Here is a 19691-nt window from a genome sequence, read left to right as displayed (position 1 = left end):
CGACAGGAGGCGCCGACCGAGGTTGCTGCGGTCTCGGTCACGCATGGGCACCCGACCCCGCGCTGCGCAGTGGTCCTGTGCGGTCTCCCTATGCTTGTCCCGGGACCTGGTCCCGTGTCCCGCCGGCGTGGCGCAACTGGTAGCGCACCCGACTTGTAATCGGGCGGTTGGGGGTTCGAGTCCCCCCGTCGGCTCACACAGCTCACGTCGTCCGGCGCCTGTGGTCGTTGCAGAGGGCAAACGAACGGCAAGAAGTCGGTAAAGCGTCGTCCGGGCCGACGCCGGACCACATCCGTACTGCCTAGCGTCCCCGGTCGTGACCACAGAGGTCAGCCCCTCCCGGGGCTGGACCGATACCGCATCGGATCTGCCGCACGCACGTCGTGGCCGGGACTCCGGCCACCCTCCCGCCCGAGTCCGGAGCCGGATGTCCCGAGATGGGCGTCCGGACCCTGCCGCCGACGCCCAGTCACGGCGCCGGCACGGAGGCACTCGTGCGCGCACATCCGGACGACGACGGAAGGATGGGAGGTACCGGTGTCACCGCTGGACCTGGTCATCATGGCGGTCATCATCGTGCTGATCGCGCTCACCGCAGGCGTGTACTGGCACCAGAGCCGGCAGGCCGACCGCCACCACGACGCCGGCAGGGGCAGGGAGTAGGCCCGAGGACCGGCACCACCCGGCGTCCGGGGCAGACCTCAGCCGCCGGGCTGCCGGGCCGGGACGGCGTCGTCCTCGCGCACCGCGGTCGGCAGCAGCAGCGTGAACACCGGCGGCGACACCCGCGTCAGGGTCAGCCGGCCCTGCTCGGCCTCCACCAGGCGACGGGCCAGGGCCAGGCCGATGCCGTGCCCGTCCCGGCGGTCGGCCTGGCGGGCGAAGAGCGCGTCCTCGGGGTCGTGGACGCCCGGGCCCTCGTCGGCGACGTCGACCGCGACGGCTCCGGGGGCCTCGCGGACGGCGACCGTGACCGTTCCGCGGCCGTGGGTGACGGCGTTGTCGACCAGGACCCCGAGCACCTGACGCACCGCCGCGCCCGACGCCCGCGCGTGCGGGGCGTGGGGGTCGACCCGCACGGCGAGGTCGCGGCCGTGCAGTGCCAGGCGCGCGCCCCACTCCGGCGACAGCTCCCCGACCAGGGTGTCCAGGTCCAGCGGCTCCACCGGGGCGTCCGGCGCGCGCTGCCCGACCCGGGCCAGGGTCAGCAGCTCGTCGATGATCGCCTCGAGGCGGTCGGCGTCGGCCAGGGTCGCGGCGATCGCCGGCCGCGGATCGGCGTCGGAGCGCTCGAGTGCGGCCTCCAGGCGCAGCCGCATCCCGGCCAGCGGGGTCCGGAGCTGGTGGGAGGCGTCGGCGGAGAAGGCGCGCTCGCGGGCGAGCAGCTCGTCCAGGCGCATCGCGGTCGCGTCGAGCGCGGCACCCACCGCGTCGATCTCCTCGATCCCGCCCCGGTGGCTGCGGACGCTGAAGTCGCCGTCGCCCAGCCGCCGGGCGCTCTCCTCCAGGTCCTCCAGCGGCCGGGCCAGCCGGCGGGCCTGCCGGCGTCCGACCAGCCAGGCGATCGCCACCGCGGCAGCGGCCAGGCCCGCCATCGCCGCCCAGAGGACGCTCACGTGCCACAGCACGGAGGCGCGCGGGGTGGTCACGAGCACGGCACCGACCACGTCGTCGGAGTGGGTGACGGGGAAGGCGGCCACCAGCAGGTCGCCCTCCGTCCGCGAACCCACCTCGCCGTCGAGGGCGCGGGACAGCAGCCGGGAGTGCTCGCCCGGGACGACGCCGGCCTGCCGGTCGCCGTCCTCGCCGTAGACGGCCACGGCGTAGTCGTCCTCGTCGTCGTACACCTCGAGGTCCTCGGGGTCGATCGGGGCTTCGTCGTAGACCTCCCCGGAGACGTCGATCGCCACGTAACTCGCGGCGCGCACGAGGTGGGTGCGTTCGTGCTGCACGGCGTAGTCGAGCACCGCCACGGCCAGGGGGACCGCGAACAGGCAGGTCGCGAGCACGGAGGTCAGGACGGCGAGGGCGATGATCCGGGTGCGCACTGGCGGGACCTCCCTCCGGCGGTCGGCGGTCACGGTGCCCGGGACCGTCAGCGTGCTCCGCCCGGCGGGCGCTGTCACCGCATCCCGCCGCGGTCGGACGGGGCCCGCAGCCGGGGAGGCGGTGCCACCATGCCCGCATGGCCGGTCGGGTCCTGCTGGTCGAGGACGACGCGTCCATCGGTGAGGCGCTGGTGTCGAGCCTGCGCAGCCACGCCTACGACGTGGCCTGGGAGCGCACCGGTGCCGCGGGCCTGGCCCACGCTGCGGCCGCCCCGGTCGACCTCGTCCTGCTCGACCTCGGCCTGCCCGACCTCGACGGCGTGGAGGTGTGCCGGCAGCTGCGGGCCACCCAGCCGGGGTGCGTGCTGGTGATGCTGACGGCGCGCTCGGCGGAGATGGACGTCGTCGTCGGCCTGGAGGCGGGCGCCGACGACTACCTGGTCAAGCCGGTCCGGCTGGCCGAGCTGCACGCCCGCCTCCGGGCCCACCTGCGCCGCGGTGGCAGCGGGGCGACGGGACCCGCCGTCCGCGCCGTGGGCGATCTGGTGGTCGACGTCGCCCGGCACCGGGTCACGGTGGCCGGCGGCGAGCTGCACCTGCGGCCCAAGGAGTTCGACCTGCTCGCGCGGCTGGCCGCCCAGCCCGAGGTGGCGCACAGCCGGGAGCAGCTGATGGCCGACGTCTGGGACGAGAACTGGTTCGGCTCGACGAAGACCCTCGACGTCCACGTCGCGGCGCTGCGGCGCAAGCTGCAGGAGGTCACGCCGCCCGGTCGCCGGGTCCCCCAGATCGTCACCGTGCGCGGGCACGGCTACCGGTTGGAGCTGGCGGCCCCCGACGGTCGGTAGCCGGCGGCCGGCCGGCCGAGGACGTCCGACGCGGCCAGGCTCAGCGCCCAGGTGGCGGCGCGGGAGACGGTCCCCCCGCCGATGTCCGAGACGTCGACGTCGGCCAGGCGCTCGACGGCGATCGGCCCGCGGGTCAGGACCGCGTGCACCGTGTCGAGCACCGTGTCGAGGCAGCGGTGCGGGTGCGGGGTGTCCCGGGACACGTGCGCCTCGACGGTCAGCAGCTCACCACCGTCCGGGGCGCCAGGGCGCTCGTCGGCCGCCCAGCTCGGGATGATCGAGGACGCCGCCGGTGCCTGCGCCCACTGCAGGGCGGCGGCGTGGTTCAGCAGCAGGGGCGCCAGCACGGGGTCGCGGGTGAGCAGGCCACCGACCACGAGGTGCAGATCCGTCATCGTCGTTCCTGCCGCGGGTGTCCGAGGGGCGTACAGGGTTCCTCCCACGCTAGGCGGTCGGCTGCCCGTGCAGGACCAGCGCCGGGTAAGGAGTGGGTAAAAGCACGTCCCGTGGTGGGCCGGGCGGCCCACCACTAGCGTGGCGCTCGGCCGGCGGCGAGACGACGGCGCCGGGAGCCGAGTCCTGGAGGCGGCCGTGTCCGACCACGTCTACCGGTTGAGCGAGATCGTCGGCAGCAGCCGGACCAGCGTCGACGAGGCCATCCGCACCGCGATCCGCAAGGCCGGGCAGACGGTGCGGCACATCGAGTGGTTCGAGACCAAGGAGATCCGCGGCCAGGTGGTCGACGGCGACGTCAACTACTTCCAGGTGCGGCTGTCCATCGGCTTCCGCGTCGAGGACTAGCAGGAGGACCCGTCCTCCCCACCCCTCGCAGGCTCGGGGCGGTGCCCTGGACGGGGCCGGGGCGGCGGGGTCCTCTCAGTCGAAGCTGCCGGCGCCGTCCCGCCGGTAGGGGGAGCGGCGCTCGAGCTGTTCCCGCTCGCTGCGCTCGGCCCGCAGCCGCGCCGCCGTGCCCGGCGGGTAGCCGGCCTTGGCGACCCGGTGCTCGGTGGTCTCGACCATGAACGCCGTCGAGAAGATCAGCCCCATGAGCAGCCCGCCGGCTGCGGCGGAGAGCCGATAGACCAGCGGCACGGGGACGACGGCGACGCAGAGCACGAGCACCGGCAGCAGCTGCACCACCGCCCGCGTCAGGTGGCGGCGCACCCAGCCGGGCTCCGTCGTGTCGGCCAGGACCCACGGGGAGAGCTCCCGCGGCAGCCGGCCACCCAGCGCGTAGCGCACCCACTGCAGCGGCGTGGGGCGACGCGTCTCGGTACGGGTTCGCACACCGACGACGGTAGGCCGCTCCGGGCGTTGCCGGGGGCCTGGGAGCGGGAGCACACTCGGCCCGCGCGACCCGACGGCGAGGAGGTCCGGCATGCACATCCGTCAGCTGCTCCGCCGCAAGGGGGCAGAGGTCGCCACCGTGGACGCGACCACCAGCGTCCGCACCGCCCTCGCCCTGCTCGCCGAGCACGGGGTCGGCGCCCTGGTGGTCTCCCAGGACGGACGCCGCGTCGACGGGATCGTCTCGGAGCGGGACGTCGTCCGGGCGCTGCACGAGCGCGGCGCCGGGCTGCTCGCCGACCCGGTCGCCAGCGTGATGACCGAGCAGGTGCACACCTGCGTCCCTGACGCGGGCGTCGAGGAGCTGGCCCGCACGATGACCGAGCACCGGGTGCGGCACGTCCCCGTCGTCGAGCACGGGGCGCTGGTCGGCATCGTCTCCATCGGCGACGTCGTCAAGGCCCGGCTCGACCAGTTGGAGGAGGAGCGCGCCCAGCTGGTCGACTACATCCAGACCGGGTGAAGGACCCCGTCCTCGCCACCTCCGCAGGCCGGGACGGGGCCAGGCGTAGCGTGCCGTGGGTGGACGAGCGGCGCGCCGGGGTCGCCTCCGGCCTGGCCGCGTACGGCCTCTGGGGGCTGTTCCCGCTGTACTTCCCCCTGCTCGAGCCCGCCGGCGGGCTGGAGATCGTGGCCCACCGGGTCATCTGGTCGTTGCTCTTCGTCGCCGTCCTGCTGACCGCGGTGCGCGCCTGGCCGGCGGTGCGCGCGACGGTCGCCGACCGCCGCGCGCTGCTGGTGCTGTCGGGCGCCGCGGTGCTCATCGCCGCCAACTGGCTGGTCTTCGTCTACGGCGTCAACTCCGGGCACGTGGTCGAGACCTCGCTGGGCTATTTCATCAACCCGCTGGTCAGCGTGCTGCTCGGCGTGGTGGTGTTCGCCGAGCGGCTGCGCCGACTGCAGTGGGTCGCCGTCGGCATCGCCGCGGTCGCGGTGGGCGTGCTCACCGTCGACTACGGCCGCCCGCCGTGGATCGCCCTGACGCTGGCGGTCACCTTCGGCCTGTACGGGCTGATGAAGAAGCTGGTGCGCGTCGCGGCCGCGCCGGGGCTGTTCGTGGAGACCGCGCTGGTCGTCGTCCCCGCGGTGGTGGTCCTCGCCGTCCTGCACGCCCGGGGAGAGGGGACGGCGGGCAGTGCCGGGACCGGCCACCTGCTGCTGCTCCTGAGCTCGGGTGTGGCGACCGCCGTCCCGCTGCTGCTGTTCGCCGGCGCGACGCGGCGCATCCCCCTGTCCACCGTGGGGCTGCTGCAGTACGTCACGCCGCTGATGCAGCTGGCGATCGGCGTCTTCGTCCACGACGAGCCCATGCCACCGGCCCGGCTGGCCGGCTTCGTCATCGTCTGGATCGCCCTGGCCGTCTTCACGGTCGACAGCCTGCGCAGCGCCCGCGCCGGAGCCCGCCGGCGGACGGCGGAGGCCACGCCCGCACCGGTCTGAAGAAGGACCCCCTTGCCCCCCGCCACTCGCAGGCTCGCGGCGGGACCCTGCAAGGGGGCCGCCGGGGGCTCGGAGATGTCGGGGGGCGGGACTACCGTCGGAGGCGTTCCGAAGGAGGACTCCCGTGTCTGCCGAACCAGCTCCCGCGGTCTCCCCGCCGGGGGGCGAGGTGCCTCTTCCCCCGGCGGCCGACCCGACCCCCGCTCCCGTCCCCGACCCGCCCGCCCAGCCCGGCGGCCTGACCCGCCGCGAGCACGAGATGCTCGCGTTCGAGCGGCAGTGGTGGCGCCGGCCCGGCGCCAAGGAGACGGCCATCCGTGACCGCTTCGGCCTGGCCCCGACCCGCTACTACCAGGTGCTCAACGCCCTGGTCGACCGGCCGGCGGCACTCGAGGCCGACCCGCTGCTGGTGCGGCGCCTGCGTCGGCTGCGCGCCGCGCGCGGACAGCGTCGATCGTCTCAGTTCCTGGGCAACGGAGGCCGCGCCCTCTAGATTTGGTCACCGTGGGCAGGCACGCCGCGCCAGGCGGTGACGGAACGGACCGGGGGAGCACCCCTGTCCCGCACGGACGACGCCGCACTGACGGCCCGCCCAGCGCGCCTCCGGCCGCTGGTGAGCTGGGCGAGCACCCGACGGCGCCCAACCGCAGCCGCGCCGACCGCCGGCGCGACGGACTGCTCGAGGCGGGGGAGGACCCGGGTCGCCGCCGTCCCCCGCAGGGCCGCTCGGTGCCGCCGGCCGCACCGGCCCGTGGCGCCGCACCTGCCCGCCCTGCCGTCCCGGCCGCGTCGCGCGGCGCCACCGCCGCTACACGGAACGGCAGCGCGGCCGCCGGTGCTCCGCGTGCCGCTGTGCCCGCAGCCCAGGGGAGCCGCACCGCCGGAGCCAGCCGTGCCGCTGCGGTCCCCGCCCGGCCGGCGCCGGTCCCGGTCGCCGGTCCCGCCCGGCCGGCGCCGGTCCCGGTCGCCGGTCCCGCCCGGCCGGCGCCGGTCCCGGTCGCCGGTGCCGCTCGCCCCGCGCCCTCCACCGCCCACCCCACGCCGTCCGCCGGTCGCCCGCGGCCGACCCCGTCCGCGGACCGGCCACCCGCGGAGCCCGCGCCGCAGACCCGCATGCGGTTGCCGGTGCCGCCGTCCGCGGCCGCGGCGCCCCCGGCGCCGGCCGCGCCGGCTGCTCCCCGCACCACCGTCGCCCCGTTCCAGGCGGTGCCCACGCCCGAACCGGCCGACGACCCGGCGCCGGCCCCGGCCGGCCCCCCCGCGGAGACCCCCCGCCGCCGTGCCGCGGACCGGGTCCGCCCGGAGGCGGCCGACGCGGCGTCGGCCGGCAGCGCGGCGACGACGGGTCGCCCGGCCGTGGCCGGGCCCGACGAGGAGCCCGCCTGGTCCTCCGGCCGGCCGCCGGGCGCCGCGTCGTCCCCGGGCGCCGCCCCCGGGTACCGGGACTGGACCAGCCCCTCCCGGACCCGCGACGAGGCCCCGCCCGCGCCGCCGGCCACCGAGGCGATCCCCGACCGCACGCCCGCCGGCTCGTCCCGCGCGGCCGCGCCCGCGACCGAGGCCATCCCCGACCGGACGCCCGCCCACGATGACGACGAGTACGACGACGCGGACCGGTACGACGACGACCGGTACGACGACGCGGACCGGCCGGACGACCACGAGGACCCCCGCGGGCCGGACACCGGCAGCTCCACCGGCGTCGTCGGGGGCCGCGCCGCGTTCCGCGCGGAGCGCCAGGCCGCCGAGGCCGAGCGGCTGCGCGCCGTCCGCGCCGCCCGCCAGGAGGAGCGGCGCACCACCGGGGTGCGCCGCGCCGCGGTGGGCCTGCTGGCCGTCGCCGTCGTCGCCCTCGTGGTGCTCGGCGTCTACTCCTTCACCTCGCCCGAGGCCCAGGAGGCCGCGCGCGACACCTCGACCGGGCCCAGCCCGACGGCACCGGCCCCGGCCGTACCGAGCTCGGCCCTGCCGCCGCTGGACGTCCAGCCGCTGCCGCCGGCCGACGCCGCCCCCGTCGCGCCGGTGCGCGTGCCCGTGACGGTGCTCAACGCCACGGGCGTCTCCGGCCTGGCGGGCGACATCGCCGCGGAGCTGACCTCCGGTGGCTGGGAGTCCGACGGCGTCGGGGAGTACAACGGCGCCGACGTCGCGACGACGACCGTCTACTACACCGACGGGGACCAGGCCCAGTACGACGCCGCCGTCCAGCTCGTCCAGCAGTTCCCGGAGATCAGCGGCCCGGCGGTGCGCTTCTTCGAGGTCCCGGACGTCGAGGCGCCCGGTCTCGTGGTCGTGACCACCGGCGAGTGGCTGCCCTGACCGCAGGGCACCGCGCGCCGCGCCGTCCCCGGAACCAGCAGGGGTCGCCGTCCGTTGGCGGCTCCGTGCGTCCCGTTCGCGGGCCCGTCCGTCCCCGCCCGCGCCCCGGCGCCCGCGCGACGTCCGCCGCCCTGCTCCTGTTCCTCACCCTGGCCGTCACCGGGCTGCTCCCGGCCGCCCCGGCCGCGGCAGCCGAGGACGTCGGCACCGAGGAGGCACGGGTCCCCGTCGGCGCGGGCGCGGACGCGGACGCCGCCGAGCTCGACACCACCTTGTACCTGCCCGCCTCCGCGACCGCCGACGCCCCCGCGCCGGCAGTCGTGCTCGCCCACGGCTTCGGCGGCAGCAAGGAGTCGGTCGCCGACGACGCCCGCGACCTGGCCGGCCGCGGCTACGTCGTCCAGACCTACTCGGCCCGCGGCTTCGGGGCGAGCACCGGCCGGATCGGGCTCAACGACCCCCGCGCCGAGGTGGCCGACCTGTCCGCGCTGCTCGACCGGCTCGCCGCGCGCGACGACGTCCTGCTCGACGGGGACGGCGACCCCCGGGTCGGTGTCGCCGGGGGCTCCTACGGCGGCGCGCTGGCCCTGCTCGGCGCCGGCTACGACGACCGGATCGACGCGATCGCCCCGCAGATCACCTGGAACTCGTTGACCACCGCCTTCTTCCCCTCGCAGGTGGGCGAGCCGGCTCCCGGCACCGTCGCGGCCACGCCGCAGGCCCGGGACGCCGGCGTCTACAAGCGGCTGTGGTCGGGCCTGTTCTTCGGCGTCGGGTCGGCGCCCACCGGCGGACTGCTGGGGGCGCTCGGCGGCGGGGACGGCGACGGCGACGGGGCCGCCGCGGCAGGTGGCCCGCCCGCGGACCTGCCGGCCGACCTCGGTGGCATCGACCCGGCGTCGGTGGACCCGCAGGCGGTCGAGCAGCTGCTGACCTGCGGCCGCTTCACGCCCGAGGTGTGTGCGGCCTACCAGTCCGCGGCCTCCACCGGCACCCTCACCCCCGAGATAGCCGCCGTCCTCGACCGCAGCAGCCCGGCCACCGTGCTCGACCGGATCGACGCCCCCACCCTGCTGGTGCAGGGCACCCAGGACTCGCTGTTCGGCCTCGGCCAGGCCGACGCCAACGCCCGGGGGATCGCCGCCGACGGCACCCCGGTGAAGGTGGTCTGGTACGCCGGCGGCCACGACGCCCAGGCCTCCGAGCGCACCACCGAGCAGCTGCGCGAGCAGGTCGCCGGCTGGTTCGACTGGCACCTGCGGGGCCGCGGCGAGGACCCGGGCACCGGCTTCGAGTTCCCCGCGCCGACCGGCGTGACCGCGACCGTCGGCACCGTGCAGGGCGGCAACCGCACCGTGACCGCACCGGCGTACCCGGGCCTGGCCGGCACCGAGCCCGCGCAGCGCGAGGCGATCGCGGTCGACGGGCCGCTGCAGCCGGTCGTCACGCCCGCCGGGGGGACGCCGGCCGCGATCACCGTCGTCCCGGGGCTGGGCTCGCTGGCCTCGGCGCTGTCCGGCACGTCGTTCGAGATCCCCGGCCAGTTCGCCGCCTTCGAGAGCGAGCCGCTGGACGAGGCGGTGGAGGTCGTCGGCGCCTCGACGATCGACCTCGACGTCGCCGCGCCGGGCGGCTCGGCGACCCTGTTCGCCAAGCTCTACGACGTCGCCCCCGACGGGACGGCGACGCTGCCGGCGGGCCTGGTCGCGCCGCTGGCGCTCACCGGCCTGTCCGCGGACCCGACCGCGCCGACGCGGGTGGGCGTGACGCTGCCGGGGATCGTGCACCGCTTCGAGGCCGGGCACACGATGCGCGTGGTGGTCTCCTCGACCGACCAGGCCTTCGCGCTGCCGGCCGAGGCGGCCGTCTACTCCGTCGCGCTGGCCGGGGGCGGGGACGCCGCCGCCCTCGCCGTCCCGGAGGTCGACGGGCGCACCGAGGCCGCCGACGGCACCTCCCGCTGGTGGGTGCTGCTCGGCGTCGTGGCGGCGCTGGGCCTGCTCGGCTGGCTGGCCGCGCTGCTGTGGGGACGACGGCGCCGCCGGCGGGTCTCCGTGGTCGAGCCCGACGGCGAGGAGGTACCGCTGCGCCTCACCGGCGTCTCCAAGGCCTACAAGGACGGCTTCGTCGCCGTCCGCGACCTCTCCTTCGAGGTGCGTCGCGGCCAGGTCCTCGGCCTGCTCGGCCCCAACGGCGCTGGCAAGACGACGTCGCTGCGCATGCTCATGGGGCTGATCCGGCCGACCGAGGGACGGATCACCGTCTTCGGCCACGAGATCCGCCCGGGCGCGCCGGTGCTGTCCCGGCTGGGGTCGTTCGTCGAGGGCACCGGGCTGATGCCGCACCTGTCCGGCCGCGACAACCTGCGGCTGTACTGGGCCGCCACCGGCCGCCCCGCCGAGGACGCGCACATGGCGGAGGCCATCGAGGTCGCCGGCCTCGGGGCCGCGATCGACCGGCCGGTGCGCCGCTACAGCCAGGGCATGCGCCAGCGGGTCGCGATCGCGCAGGCGATGCTGGGCCTGCCCGACCTGCTGGTGCTCGACGAGCCGACCAACGGGCTGGACCCGCCCCAGATCCACGCCATGCGCGAGGTGCTGCGCTCCTACGCCGCGACCGGCCGCACGGTGATCGTCTCCAGCCACCTGCTCAGCGAGATCGAGCAGACCTGCAGCCACGTCGTCGTCATGGCCAAGGGGCAGAAGATCGCCCAGGGCACGGTCGAGGAGATCGTCGGCGCCGGCGGGTCGGTGCTGGTCGGCCTGGCCGACGACGCCGACACCGAGCGGGCGGCCGCGGTCCTCACCGGACTGCCCGGGGTGACGGTGGAGCGCACCGACGAGGGGCTGGTCGCCGACCTCGACGGCACCGGCCGCGCGCCGGCGCTGCAGGCGCTGGTGGCGGCCGGCATCGCGGTGGACGCGTTCACGCCGCGCCGCCGGCTCGAGGACGCGTTCCTGGCACTGGTGGGGGAGGGGCCATGAGCACCGCTGCTCACGTCCAGCCGACCGGGGCGGTCGCGGGCTACCGGCCCGGGCGCACGCTGCGGCTGTCGGTCGAGCTGCGCCGGCAGTTCAAGCGCCGGCGCACCCTCGGCGTCCTGGTGCTGATGGTGGCGCTGCCGCTGATCCTCATCGCCGCCCTCCAACTGGGCGGCACCGAGGAGGCCGAGGAGAACAGCCGGATCAACCTCGTCGACGTCGCCACCGCCAGCGGGCTGAACTTCACGCTGTTCGTGCTGTTCGCGACGACGAGCTTCTTCCTGGTCGTCGTCTACGCGCTGTTCTTCGGCGACACCGTGGCCGCCGAGGCCCAGTGGGGGTCGCTGCGCTACACCCTGGCCACCCCGGTGCCGCGGATGCGGCTGCTCCGGCAGAAGTGGCTGGCCGCGCTCGTGCTGTCGGTGGGCGCGCTGGTCACCCTCGTGCTCACCGCGCTGCTCGCCGGCGGCATCGCGTTCGGCTTCGACGCCGTCCAGACGCCGGTCGGCGTCACGCTGGGCCAGGGCGAGGGGCTGCTGCGCCTGGCCGGGATGGTCGGCTACCTCGCCGTCCACCTGCTCGTCGTCGGCACGCTGGCGTTCTGGCTGTCCACCGTGACCGACGCGCCGCTGGCCGCGGTCGGCGGCGCGGTGTTCACGATGTTCGTCTTCGCGATCCTCGACCAGGTCGAGCAGCTGGGGTCCATCCGCGACTTCTTCCCGACCGCGGAGGAGTTCGCCTGGACCGACCTGCTGCAGACCCCCGTCGACTCCGGCGACCTGTTCCGCGGCGTCGTCCAGTCGCTGCTCTACGCGGCGGTGTTCACGGCTCTGGGCTTCCGGCACTTCTCCCGCCGCGACGTCACGTCCTGATCGTCGCCCTACCGGGCGACACCGCGGCCAGGTGCCGTTCCCCGGTGGCGTCGAGCCGCTGCGTCACGCCTGCGCGGACCCCTCCGGGGCCCACTCGGCGCGACATCGATCCCTCTCACAGCGACGCGCGGACCGCCTGGGCCCAGCCCTCCCCCATGGGGGCGTCGGTCACCGACACGTTGGGGACGGCGGCCAGCAGGTCGGCCATGCCGTCGACGGTGGCCCCGTTCGCGGTGATCCACAGCCGGCCGACCGCGGGCGCCATCTCCAGGTCGCTGACGCTGTCGCCGATGGCCACCGCCTCGGCCGGGGTCAGCCCGCGCCGCTCAAGGTCCCAGGCGATCGCCGCCCCCTTCGTGATCCCGCGCGGCATCAGGTGGTAGATCCGCGCCGGCGCCTCGGCGGGCGCCAGCGTCGTGCGGGCCGTGCGCGGCAGCGCCCCGTTGTCCTTGAGGGTCAGCCAGCCCAGCCCCCGCTCGGCGAGCCAGGCGTCCACCGCCGTCGGGTCGAGGCGGCCGCGCAGCAGGGCGTCGGTCTGGTGGGTGGCGTGCCACGGCGCATGCCACTCGACCTGCCCGGGGTGCTGGGCGACCAGGGCGTCGACCACCCCGAGCTCGGCCATCACCGCCATCGGCGCGCGCCCCGCGTACTCCTCGGGCAGCGCGCCGGTCAGCCGGTGGGTCTGCCGGGCGGCGTCCCAGCTGATCGTGGCGCCCAGCTCCGCGATGGCGCCGTCGGCGGCGAAGATCCGGGCCGCCTCCACCACCTGCTCGAAGGTGCGGCCGCTGACCAGCACGAGTGCCACGCCGGCGCGGTGCAGCTCCAGCAGGGTGGCCGCCGGCTCGGCGGTCAGCTCACGTCCCTCGGTGTGCCAGAAGGAGCCGCGTGGGCCGACCATCGTGCCGTCGAGGTCGGTGTAGACGACGCGCGTGCTCACCTGCCCATCCTGGCCCGGCGCACTGCGCCACCCACGACGTGGGTAGAGTCCAGGGCGTTCCACTCATCCAGAGGGGCAGAGGGACACGGCCCGACGAAGCCCCGGCAACCGCCGCACCGCGCGTCCGCGCAGCGGAAGGGTGCCAATTCCGTCCCGCGCGGCTCGACGGCCCGACGCGGGGAAGATGAGGAGGTAGTCGTCGCATGACCCTGACCGCTCCCGGTTCTCTGCAGGCCGACTCCAGCGCGGGTGGCCCCGTCCCGCCGTCCCCGGCCCGCGGGCTCGTCTGTCGCAACTGCGGCGCCACCTTCGACCTGATCGCCGAGCACGCCTGCGCCGAGTGCTTCGGCCCGCTGGAGGTCGACTACGACCCCGAGCTGATGCGGGCGGTCACCCGTGAGCAGATCGAGGCCGGTCCGCAGAACATCTGGCGCTACGCCGCGCTGCTCCCGGTGGGCCAGGACCCGGCCGACCGCGTCACCCTCGACCCGGGCATGACGCCCCTCGTGCGCGCTGACCGGCTGGCCGCCGAGCTGGGCCTCACCGGCGGGCTGTGGGTCAAGGACGACTCGGCCAACCCCACCCACTCCTTCAAGGACCGCGTGGTCAGCCTGGCCGCCACCGCCGCCAAGAGGCTGGGCTACAGCAAGATCGCCGCCGCCTCGACCGGCAACCTGGCCAACTCGGTGGCCGCGCACGCCGCCCGCGTCGGCCTGCCCTCCTTCGTCTTCATCCCGTCGGACCTCGAGCCGGGCAAGGTCGTGCAGTCGGCGGTCTACGGGCAGACGCTGGTCGCCGTCGACGGCTCCTACGACGACGTCAACCGGCTGACCAGCGAGCTCGCCGAGACCGACGAGTTCGAGGACACCGCCTTCGTCAACCAGAACGTGCGGCCGTACTACGCCGAGGGCTCCAAGACGATGGGCTACGAGATCGCCGAGCAGCTCGGCTGGCGGATCCCGGCCCAGGTCGTCATCCCTATGGCGTCGGGCTCGCTGCTCACCAAGGTGGACAAGGCGTTCCGCGAGCTGACCGCGGCCGGCATCGTCGAGGCCACCGAGTGGACGGTCTTCGGCGCCCAGTCCGCCGGCTGCGACCCCATCGCCACCGCCTTCGACAACGGCTGGGACGTCGTCAAGCCGGTCAAGCCGACCGGGATCGCCAAGTCCCTGAACATCGGCAACCCCGCCGACGGCCCCTACGCCCTCGACGCCATCCGGCGCACCGGCGGCGCCGTCGGCCGGGTGGACGACGCCCAGATCGTGCAGGGCATCCGCGACCTGGCCCGCACCACCGGCGTCTTCGCCGAGACGGCCGGCGGCGTCACCACCGCGGTGCTGCGCCGGCTGGTCGAGGACGGCCGGCTGGACCCGGCGAAGGAGACGGTCATCCTCAACACCGGCGAGGGGCTGAAGACCCTCGACCCGCTGGAGCCGGTCGTCGGGCCGACCCACCGGGTCGCGCCGTCCCTGTCCTCGGTCCGGACGGCGGGTCTCATCGGCTGACTCGTCAGGGTGGGCGATCCCGGGTTCCGGCAGCCCGGTGCCCCCCGATCAGGTGTCCCGTGTGCGTGAGTCTGCTCTCACCACGTGTTTCGTGCTGTACGTTCTGCCGCGGTTCGGTTCCACGTTCGTGTTCTGCGGGCGGAAGAGCTCGACCCGGCCTCCCTGGTCGGTGGGAGGCCGTCCGCAGGCACGAAACGTGGGAGCGCACGTGGCACAGGGCACCGTGAAGTGGTTCAACGCCGAGAAGGGCTTCGGCTTCATCGCCGTCGACGGCGGCCAGGACGTCTTCGTCCACTACTCGGCCATCCAGATGGACGGCTACAAGAGCCTCGACGAGGGCCAGCGGGTCACCTTCGAGGTCGTCCAGGGCGAGAAGGGTCCGCAGGCCGACGCCGTGCGCACCGCCTGACCTGAGCTCGCCGGAGGCCCGGTCCCCACGCGGGGGCCGGGCCTCCGCCGTGTCCCGGCCCGGTCACGCCTCGCCGCGTGCGGTGACACGGCGCGACCCGCCACGCCGCCGGGACAGGTGCCGGCGGGCTCGCGGACCGGAGGTCGTGGTCCTGGTCCCCGGGGTGCGGGAGGCTCCGCCCGTCGGGCACCGGATGGGGCGGGGAGGGTGGCCATGTCACGCGTCGCGATCGTCACGGGTGGTGCGTCCGGGATCGGACGAGCCCTGGGCGCGGCGCTGGTGCGCCGCGGGGACCGGGTGGTCCTCGCCGACGTCGACGGTGCCGCGGCCGAAGAGGCCGCGGAACGGCTGTGTGCCGTCGGGCCCGGCGCGGCCACGGCTGCCGCTGTCGACGTACGCGAGGCGGACGCGGTCGCCTCGCTCGTCACCGGCACCGCGGAGCGGCACGGCCGGCTCGACCTGCTGTTCAACAACGCCGGCATCGGGATCGGCGGTCGGGTGGAGGAGCTGAGCCCGGCGCACTGGGACCGGGCCGTCGACGTCAACCTGCGGGGGGTCGTCCACGGGGTGCAGGCCGCCTATCCCCTGATGGTGCGGCAGGGACACGGCCACATCGTCAACACCGCGTCGCTGGCCGGCCTCCTGCCGTCGCCCGGCTCCGCTCCGTACGCGACGACGAAGTGGGCGGTCGTCGGGCTGTCGCTGAGCCTGCGGGCAGAGGGCGCCGCCCGGGGGATCCGGGTGAGCGTGGTCTGCCCCGGCGGGGTGGACACGCCGATCCTGGACAAGGGGATGCCTGCCGACCTGCCACGGGTCCCCAGCCTCGAGGGGGTCGACACCCGTGCCCTCATCACCCGGTTCAGCGGTGGACGGCTGTACAGCGCCGACGCCCTGGCCGCCGACGTCCTCCGCGGTGTCGACCGCAACCGGGCGGTCATCGTCGCGCCGCGTCAGGCACGGGTGATGTGGCGGCTGATGCGGCTGTCCCCGTCACTGGTGCTCCGGGTGTGGGCAGCCGCGGCGGCCCGCGGTCCCGGGGGCTCCACGACCGTGAGCGAGCCGGGGCCCGTGCCGACCGCCGAGGTGTCCGGAGGCCGCTGACGGCCGGGAACAGCTGACCCGGCGACCCCGTTCTTGCACTCGGCAGGGTCGAGTGCCAGACTCGCGATTGGCACTCGACAGTGCCGAGTGCCAATCAGGTCGGAACGGTGAGGCACTGGTGTGCGGGCCGACGGAGTGCCCGTGCCGCCGGTGTCGTCCGTCGCGGGCGCCGGTCCCGGCCGTGCAGCGATCCATGCATGGAGGACATCACCACATGGCCAAGATGATCGCCTTCGAGGAAGAGGCTCGCCGCGGCCTCGAGCGGGGCATGAACACCCTCGCCGACGCCGTCAAGGTGACCCTCGGCCCGAAGGGCCGCAACGTCGTCCTCGAGAAGAAGTGGGGCGCCCCCACCATCACCAACGATGGTGTGAGCATCGCCAAGGAGATCGAGCTCGAGGACCCGTGGGAGAAGATCGGCGCCGAGCTCGTCAAGGAGGTCGCGAAGAAGACCGATGACGTCGCGGGTGACGGCACCACCACCGCCACCGTGCTCGCCCAGGCGCTCGTCCGCGAGGGTCTGCGCAACGTCGCCGCCGGCGCCAACCCGATGGCCCTGAAGAAGGGCATCGAGAAGGCCGTCGAGTCGGTCACCGAGTACCTCCTCTCGACCGCCAAGGACGTCGAGACCAAGGAGCAGATCGCCGCCACCGCGTCGATCTCCGCCGCCGACACCGCCATCGGTGAGCTCATCGCCGAGGCGATGGACAAGGTCGGCAAGGAAGGCGTCATCACCGTCGAGGAGAGCAACACCTTCGGCCTCGAGCTCGAGCTCACCGAGGGCATGCGCTTCGACAAGGGCTACATCTCGCCGTACTTCGTCACCGACGCCGAGCGCATGGAGGCCGTCCTCGACGACCCGTACGTGCTCGTCGTCAACTCCAAGATCAGCTCGGTCAAGGACCTGCTCCCGCTGCTGGAGAAGGTCATGCAGTCGGGCAAGCCGCTGGCCATCATCGCCGAGGACGTCGAGGGCGAGGCCCTGGCGACCCTGGTCGTGAACAAGATCCGTGGCACCTTCAAGTCGGTCGCCGTCAAGGCCCCCGGCTTCGGTGACCGCCGCAAGGCCATGCTCGCCGACATCGCCATCCTCACCGGTGGCCAGGTCATCAGCGAGGAGGTCGGCCTCAAGCTCGACACCGCCGACGTCTCCCTGCTGGGCCGCGCCCGCAAGGTCGTCGTCACCAAGGACGAGACGACGATCGTCGAGGGCGCCGGTGACAGCGACCAGATCGCCGGCCGGGTGAACCAGATCCGTGCCGAGATCGAGAAGTCGGACTCCGACTACGACCGCGAGAAGCTGCAGGAGCGCCTGGCCAAGCTGGCCGGTGGCGTCGCCGTCATCAAGGCCGGCGCCGCGACCGAGGTCGAGCTCAAGGAGCGCAAGCACCGCATCGAGGACGCCGTCCGCAACGCGAAGGCCGCCGTCGAGGAGGGCATCGTCGCCGGTGGTGGCGTCGCCCTGGCGCAGGCCACCGCTGTCGCGTTCGACAAGCTCGAGCTCGAGGGTGACGAGGCGACCGGTGCCAACATCGTGCGCGTCGCGCTCGAGGCGCCGCTGAAGCAGATCGCCGTCAACGCCGGCCTCGAGGGCGGCGTCGTGGCGGAGAAGGTCCGCAACTCCGACACCGGCTGGGGCCTCAACGCCGCCTCCGGCGAGTACGTGGACCTGGTCGCCAGCGGGATCATCGACCCCGCCAAGGTGACCCGCTCGGCGCTGCAGAACGCCGCCTCCATCGCGGCGCTCTTCCTCACCACCGAGGCCGTCATCGCCGACAAGCCGGAGAAGGCCGCCCCGGCCATGCCGGGCGGCGACGGCGGCATGGGCGGCATGGACTTCTGATGAAGGGCCCCGTCCTCCCCACCCCTCGCTAGCTCGGGGCGGGGCCCGGGACGGGGCCGTTCCAGTCCGTCACCTGCAGGGGCGGTCCGCTCGCGAGCGGGCCGCCCCTGTCGGCGTTCCCGTGTCGGCCCCGTCCCGAGCTCGCGGGGGAGGGACGGGGTCCTCCGTCAGTCCTCCGGTGCGAAGCAGCAGAACTCGTTGCCCTCGGGGTCGGCGAGCACGTCCCAGTCGATCTCGCCGTCGCGCACCCGCAGCAGCGTCGCACCGGCCACCAGCAGGGCGGCGGTGTCCCCGACGACGTCCAGGTGCACGCGATTCTTGACCGTCTTGGGTTCGGACACGGGGTTCACCCAGATCAGCGGGCCCACACCGGCGGGGTCCTCGATCGGTACCGGCCACGCCGGGTCCCGCGGCTCGGCCGAGGGACGGCGGACGTAGCCGAGGGCGGCGCACCACCAGTCCGCGATCGCCTGGTGGTCGCGGGCGTCGAGGCACAGGTCCTTGAAGCGGGCGGGCGCATCGGGCACGCGACCACCCCAGCACAGCCCCGCCGCGGGCGTCAGTCCCGGCGTCCGTCGCCGAGCAGCCAGCCGGCGGGGTCGGCCAGCGCCTCGGCCTCCGCGGGGCCCCAGGAGCCGGGCGCGTAGCGGTGCACCCGCGGGGGTCGCTGCTGCAGCGGGGCGAACGCCCGCCACGCGTTGGCCAGGCCCTCGCTGCTGGTGAACAGCGACCGGTCGCCGACGAGCACGTCGTGCAGCAGGGACACGTAGGGCGGCAGGGGCGTCCCCCCGGGGACGTCGGCCAGCTCCAGCGTGGCCGTCGCGGTGGCGAGGGAGAGATCGGGGCCGGGCTCCTTGGCGACGACCTGCAGGTCCACCGCACCCGACCCCGACAGGGACAGGGACAGCACGTTGCCGTGGCCGGGGACGTCGGTGACCGGCCCGTCGGGACGGCGCAGCAGCAGGCTCACCCGCTGCTCGCTGACGGCCATCCGCTTGCCGGTCCGGAGCACGAAGGGGACGCCGTGCCACCGGTCGGTGTCGACCCACAGCCGGGCGGCGACGTAGGTGTCGGTCTGCGAGTCGGCGGCGACGCCCTCGATGTCGGTGTAGCCGTCGAACTGGCCGAGCACGACCTCGTCGGGGTCCAGGGGCCGGAAGGCGGCGAGCACGCTCTCGCGGGCCTGCTGCAGGTCGGCGGGGTCGAAGCTGGCCGGCGGCTCCATCGCGACCTCGGCGGCGACCTGGAACAGGTGGGTTACCAGCATGTCGAGGGCGGCGCCGGTGGCGTCGTAGAACTCCGCGCGCTGGGCGACGTCGAGGTCCTCGGGGACGTCGACCTGCACCTGCGCCACGTGATCGCGGTGCCAGGCGTGCTCGAACAGGCCGTTGGCGAAGCGCAGCACGTGCAGGTCCTGGGTGCCCTCCTTGCCCAGGAAGTGGTCGATCCGGAAGACCTGGTCCTCGTCGAGCACGGAGTGCACCAGGTCGTCGAGTTCGTGGAAGCTCTCCGGCGAGGTGCCGTAGGGCTTCTCGTAGACGACCCGTGCGCCCTCGGTCAGCCCGTGCTGCCCCAGTGCCCGGGTCAGCTTCTCGAAGGCCGACGGTGGGACGGCGAGGTAGTGCACCAGCTGCGGGTCGCCGCCCAGCTCCTCGCGCGCCTCGCCGAGGACGCCGAGCAGGCTGCCCGGGTCGGACTCCTCGAAGCCGCCGCCGGCGAAGCGCAGCCGCGCGGCGAACTCCTCCCACGGGCCCTGGTCGGGGCTCGGGCCGAACTCGGTGAGCGCGTCGTGCACCAGGTCGGCGAAGTCCACGTGCGAGACGTCGCCGCGGCCGTTGCCGACCAGCCGCCAGTCCTCCGGCAGCAGGCCGCGCTGGGCGAGCTCGAAGAAGGCCGGCAGCACCATCCGGCGGGACAGGTCGCCCGTGGCGCCGAAGAGGACGAAGACGGTCGGGGGGAGGTCGGTCACGCGGGTCGGTGTGCCCGCGCGGTGGCGCGGTCACGCGTGCACACCGAGGGCCCGCCCCCGCGTGTGCGGGGA

Annotated in this window: 19 protein-coding genes, 1 tRNA gene and 1 riboswitch; of the genes, 14 read left to right on the top strand and 6 right to left on the bottom strand. The window is 74.9% G+C overall.

From position 1 onward, the window contains the following. Window positions 1-121 precede the first annotated feature (121 nt). Both ACWIX7_RS09515 and ACWIX7_RS09510 read left to right on the top strand, forming a co-directional pair. A tRNA-Thr gene (locus ACWIX7_RS09515) sits at window positions 122-194 on the top strand. Between the two features lie 343 nt (window positions 195-537). Beyond that, window positions 538-663, top strand: a complete 126-nt coding sequence (locus ACWIX7_RS09510) for a hypothetical protein (RefSeq protein ID WP_448621296.1) — start codon at window positions 538-540, stop codon at window positions 661-663. A gap of 38 nt (window positions 664-701) precedes the next feature. Here the strand turns inward: ACWIX7_RS09510 and ACWIX7_RS09505 are convergent, their stop codons facing one another. Continuing rightward, complete coding sequence (locus ACWIX7_RS09505) at window positions 702-2048, bottom strand: sensor histidine kinase (protein WP_448621295.1); 1347 nt, start codon at window positions 2046-2048, stop codon at window positions 702-704. Window positions 2049-2185: 137 nt separating this feature from the next. Between ACWIX7_RS09505 and ACWIX7_RS09500 the strand changes: the two genes are divergently transcribed. Beyond that, window positions 2186-2896, top strand: a complete 711-nt coding sequence (locus ACWIX7_RS09500) for a response regulator (RefSeq protein ID WP_448621294.1) — start codon at window positions 2186-2188, stop codon at window positions 2894-2896. On the opposite strand, the gene ACWIX7_RS09495 is transcribed toward ACWIX7_RS09500, so the two are convergent. Beyond that, window positions 2860-3291 (bottom strand): hypothetical protein, encoded by a 432-nt coding sequence (locus ACWIX7_RS09495; protein WP_448621293.1) that lies wholly within the window; start codon window positions 3289-3291, stop codon window positions 2860-2862. The genes ACWIX7_RS09500 and ACWIX7_RS09495 overlap by 37 nt on opposite strands. 196 nt (window positions 3292-3487) lie before the next feature. Here ACWIX7_RS09495 and ACWIX7_RS09490 point away from each other — a divergent pair, with 196 nt between their 5' ends. After that, on the top strand, window positions 3488-3697 hold the full coding sequence (locus ACWIX7_RS09490; RefSeq protein ID WP_448621292.1) for a dodecin: 210 nt from the start codon (window positions 3488-3490) through the stop codon (window positions 3695-3697). Window positions 3698-3772: 75 nt separating this feature from the next. Here ACWIX7_RS09490 and ACWIX7_RS09485 read toward each other — a convergent pair whose 3' ends face one another. Next, a complete protein-coding gene (locus tag ACWIX7_RS09485) occupies window positions 3773-4183 on the bottom strand; it encodes a DUF5313 family protein (RefSeq protein ID WP_448621291.1) in 411 nt (136 codons plus the stop codon). A gap of 91 nt (window positions 4184-4274) precedes the next feature. Here ACWIX7_RS09485 and ACWIX7_RS09480 point away from each other — a divergent pair, with 91 nt between their 5' ends. The 6 genes from ACWIX7_RS09480 to ACWIX7_RS09455 all read left to right on the top strand — a co-directional run bounded on the left by ACWIX7_RS09480 (window position 4275) and on the right by ACWIX7_RS09455 (window position 11855). Beyond that, complete coding sequence (locus tag ACWIX7_RS09480; RefSeq protein ID WP_448621290.1) at window positions 4275-4706, top strand: CBS domain-containing protein; 432 nt, start codon at window positions 4275-4277, stop codon at window positions 4704-4706. Window positions 4707-4765: 59 nt separating this feature from the next. Then, window positions 4766-5683: an EamA family transporter RarD gene (gene rarD / locus ACWIX7_RS09475; protein ID WP_448621289.1), complete on the top strand. Its 918-nt coding sequence runs from the start codon at window positions 4766-4768 to the stop codon at window positions 5681-5683. Between the two features lie 124 nt (window positions 5684-5807). Beyond that, window positions 5808-6176: a DUF3263 domain-containing protein gene (locus ACWIX7_RS09470; protein ID WP_448621288.1), complete on the top strand. Its 369-nt coding sequence runs from the start codon at window positions 5808-5810 to the stop codon at window positions 6174-6176. Window positions 6177-6796: 620 nt separating this feature from the next. Then, complete coding sequence (locus ACWIX7_RS09465; RefSeq protein WP_448621287.1) at window positions 6797-8002, top strand: LytR C-terminal domain-containing protein; 1206 nt, start codon at window positions 6797-6799, stop codon at window positions 8000-8002. Between the two features lie 65 nt (window positions 8003-8067). Next, window positions 8068-10986: an alpha/beta fold hydrolase gene (locus tag ACWIX7_RS09460; RefSeq protein ID WP_448621286.1), complete on the top strand. Its 2919-nt coding sequence runs from the start codon at window positions 8068-8070 to the stop codon at window positions 10984-10986. After that, window positions 10983-11855, top strand: a complete 873-nt coding sequence (locus ACWIX7_RS09455) for an ABC transporter permease (protein ID WP_448621285.1) — start codon at window positions 10983-10985, stop codon at window positions 11853-11855. The genes ACWIX7_RS09460 and ACWIX7_RS09455 overlap by 4 nt, the downstream gene beginning before the upstream one ends. A 115-nt stretch (window positions 11856-11970) precedes the next feature. Here ACWIX7_RS09455 and ACWIX7_RS09450 read toward each other — a convergent pair whose 3' ends face one another. Beyond that, window positions 11971-12792 carry an HAD family hydrolase gene (locus tag ACWIX7_RS09450; RefSeq protein WP_448621284.1) on the bottom strand — a complete coding sequence of 274 codons (822 nt, stop codon included), beginning with the start codon at window positions 12790-12792 and terminating at the stop codon, window positions 11971-11973. A gap of 60 nt (window positions 12793-12852) precedes the next feature. Further along, a riboswitch (SAM riboswitch) is annotated at window positions 12853-12983 on the top strand. Window positions 12984-12995: 12 nt separating this feature from the next. Between ACWIX7_RS09450 and thrC the strand changes: the two genes are divergently transcribed. From thrC to groL, 4 genes are all read left to right on the top strand, one after another. Then, complete coding sequence (gene thrC / locus ACWIX7_RS09445) at window positions 12996-14297, top strand: threonine synthase (protein ID WP_448621283.1); 1302 nt, start codon at window positions 12996-12998, stop codon at window positions 14295-14297. 208 nt (window positions 14298-14505) lie between these two features. Continuing rightward, window positions 14506-14706, top strand: coding sequence for a cold-shock protein (locus tag ACWIX7_RS09440; protein WP_091109274.1), 201 nt, complete (start codon window positions 14506-14508; stop codon window positions 14704-14706). Between the two features lie 213 nt (window positions 14707-14919). Beyond that, window positions 14920-15807, top strand: a complete 888-nt coding sequence (locus ACWIX7_RS09435; RefSeq protein WP_448621282.1) for an SDR family NAD(P)-dependent oxidoreductase — start codon at window positions 14920-14922, stop codon at window positions 15805-15807. A 214-nt stretch (window positions 15808-16021) separates the two neighbouring features. After that, window positions 16022-17650, top strand: a complete 1629-nt coding sequence (groL, locus tag ACWIX7_RS09430; RefSeq protein ID WP_448621281.1) for a chaperonin GroEL — start codon at window positions 16022-16024, stop codon at window positions 17648-17650. Between the two features lie 167 nt (window positions 17651-17817). Here the strand turns inward: groL and ACWIX7_RS09425 are convergent, their stop codons facing one another. Both ACWIX7_RS09425 and ACWIX7_RS09420 read right to left on the bottom strand, forming a co-directional pair. Continuing rightward, window positions 17818-18177, bottom strand: a complete 360-nt coding sequence (locus tag ACWIX7_RS09425) for a VOC family protein (RefSeq protein ID WP_448621280.1) — start codon at window positions 18175-18177, stop codon at window positions 17818-17820. Window positions 18178-18209: 32 nt separating this feature from the next. Continuing rightward, entirely contained in the window at window positions 18210-19619 is a 1410-nt protein-coding gene (locus ACWIX7_RS09420) for a glucose-6-phosphate dehydrogenase (RefSeq protein ID WP_448621279.1), read from the bottom strand. Window positions 19620-19691 lie beyond the last annotated feature (72 nt).

The organism is Geodermatophilus sp. URMC 65 (assembly GCF_053502545.1).
The sequence above is the reverse complement of the archived record's forward strand: the minus strand, read 5'-3'. Positions and strand labels throughout refer to the sequence as shown.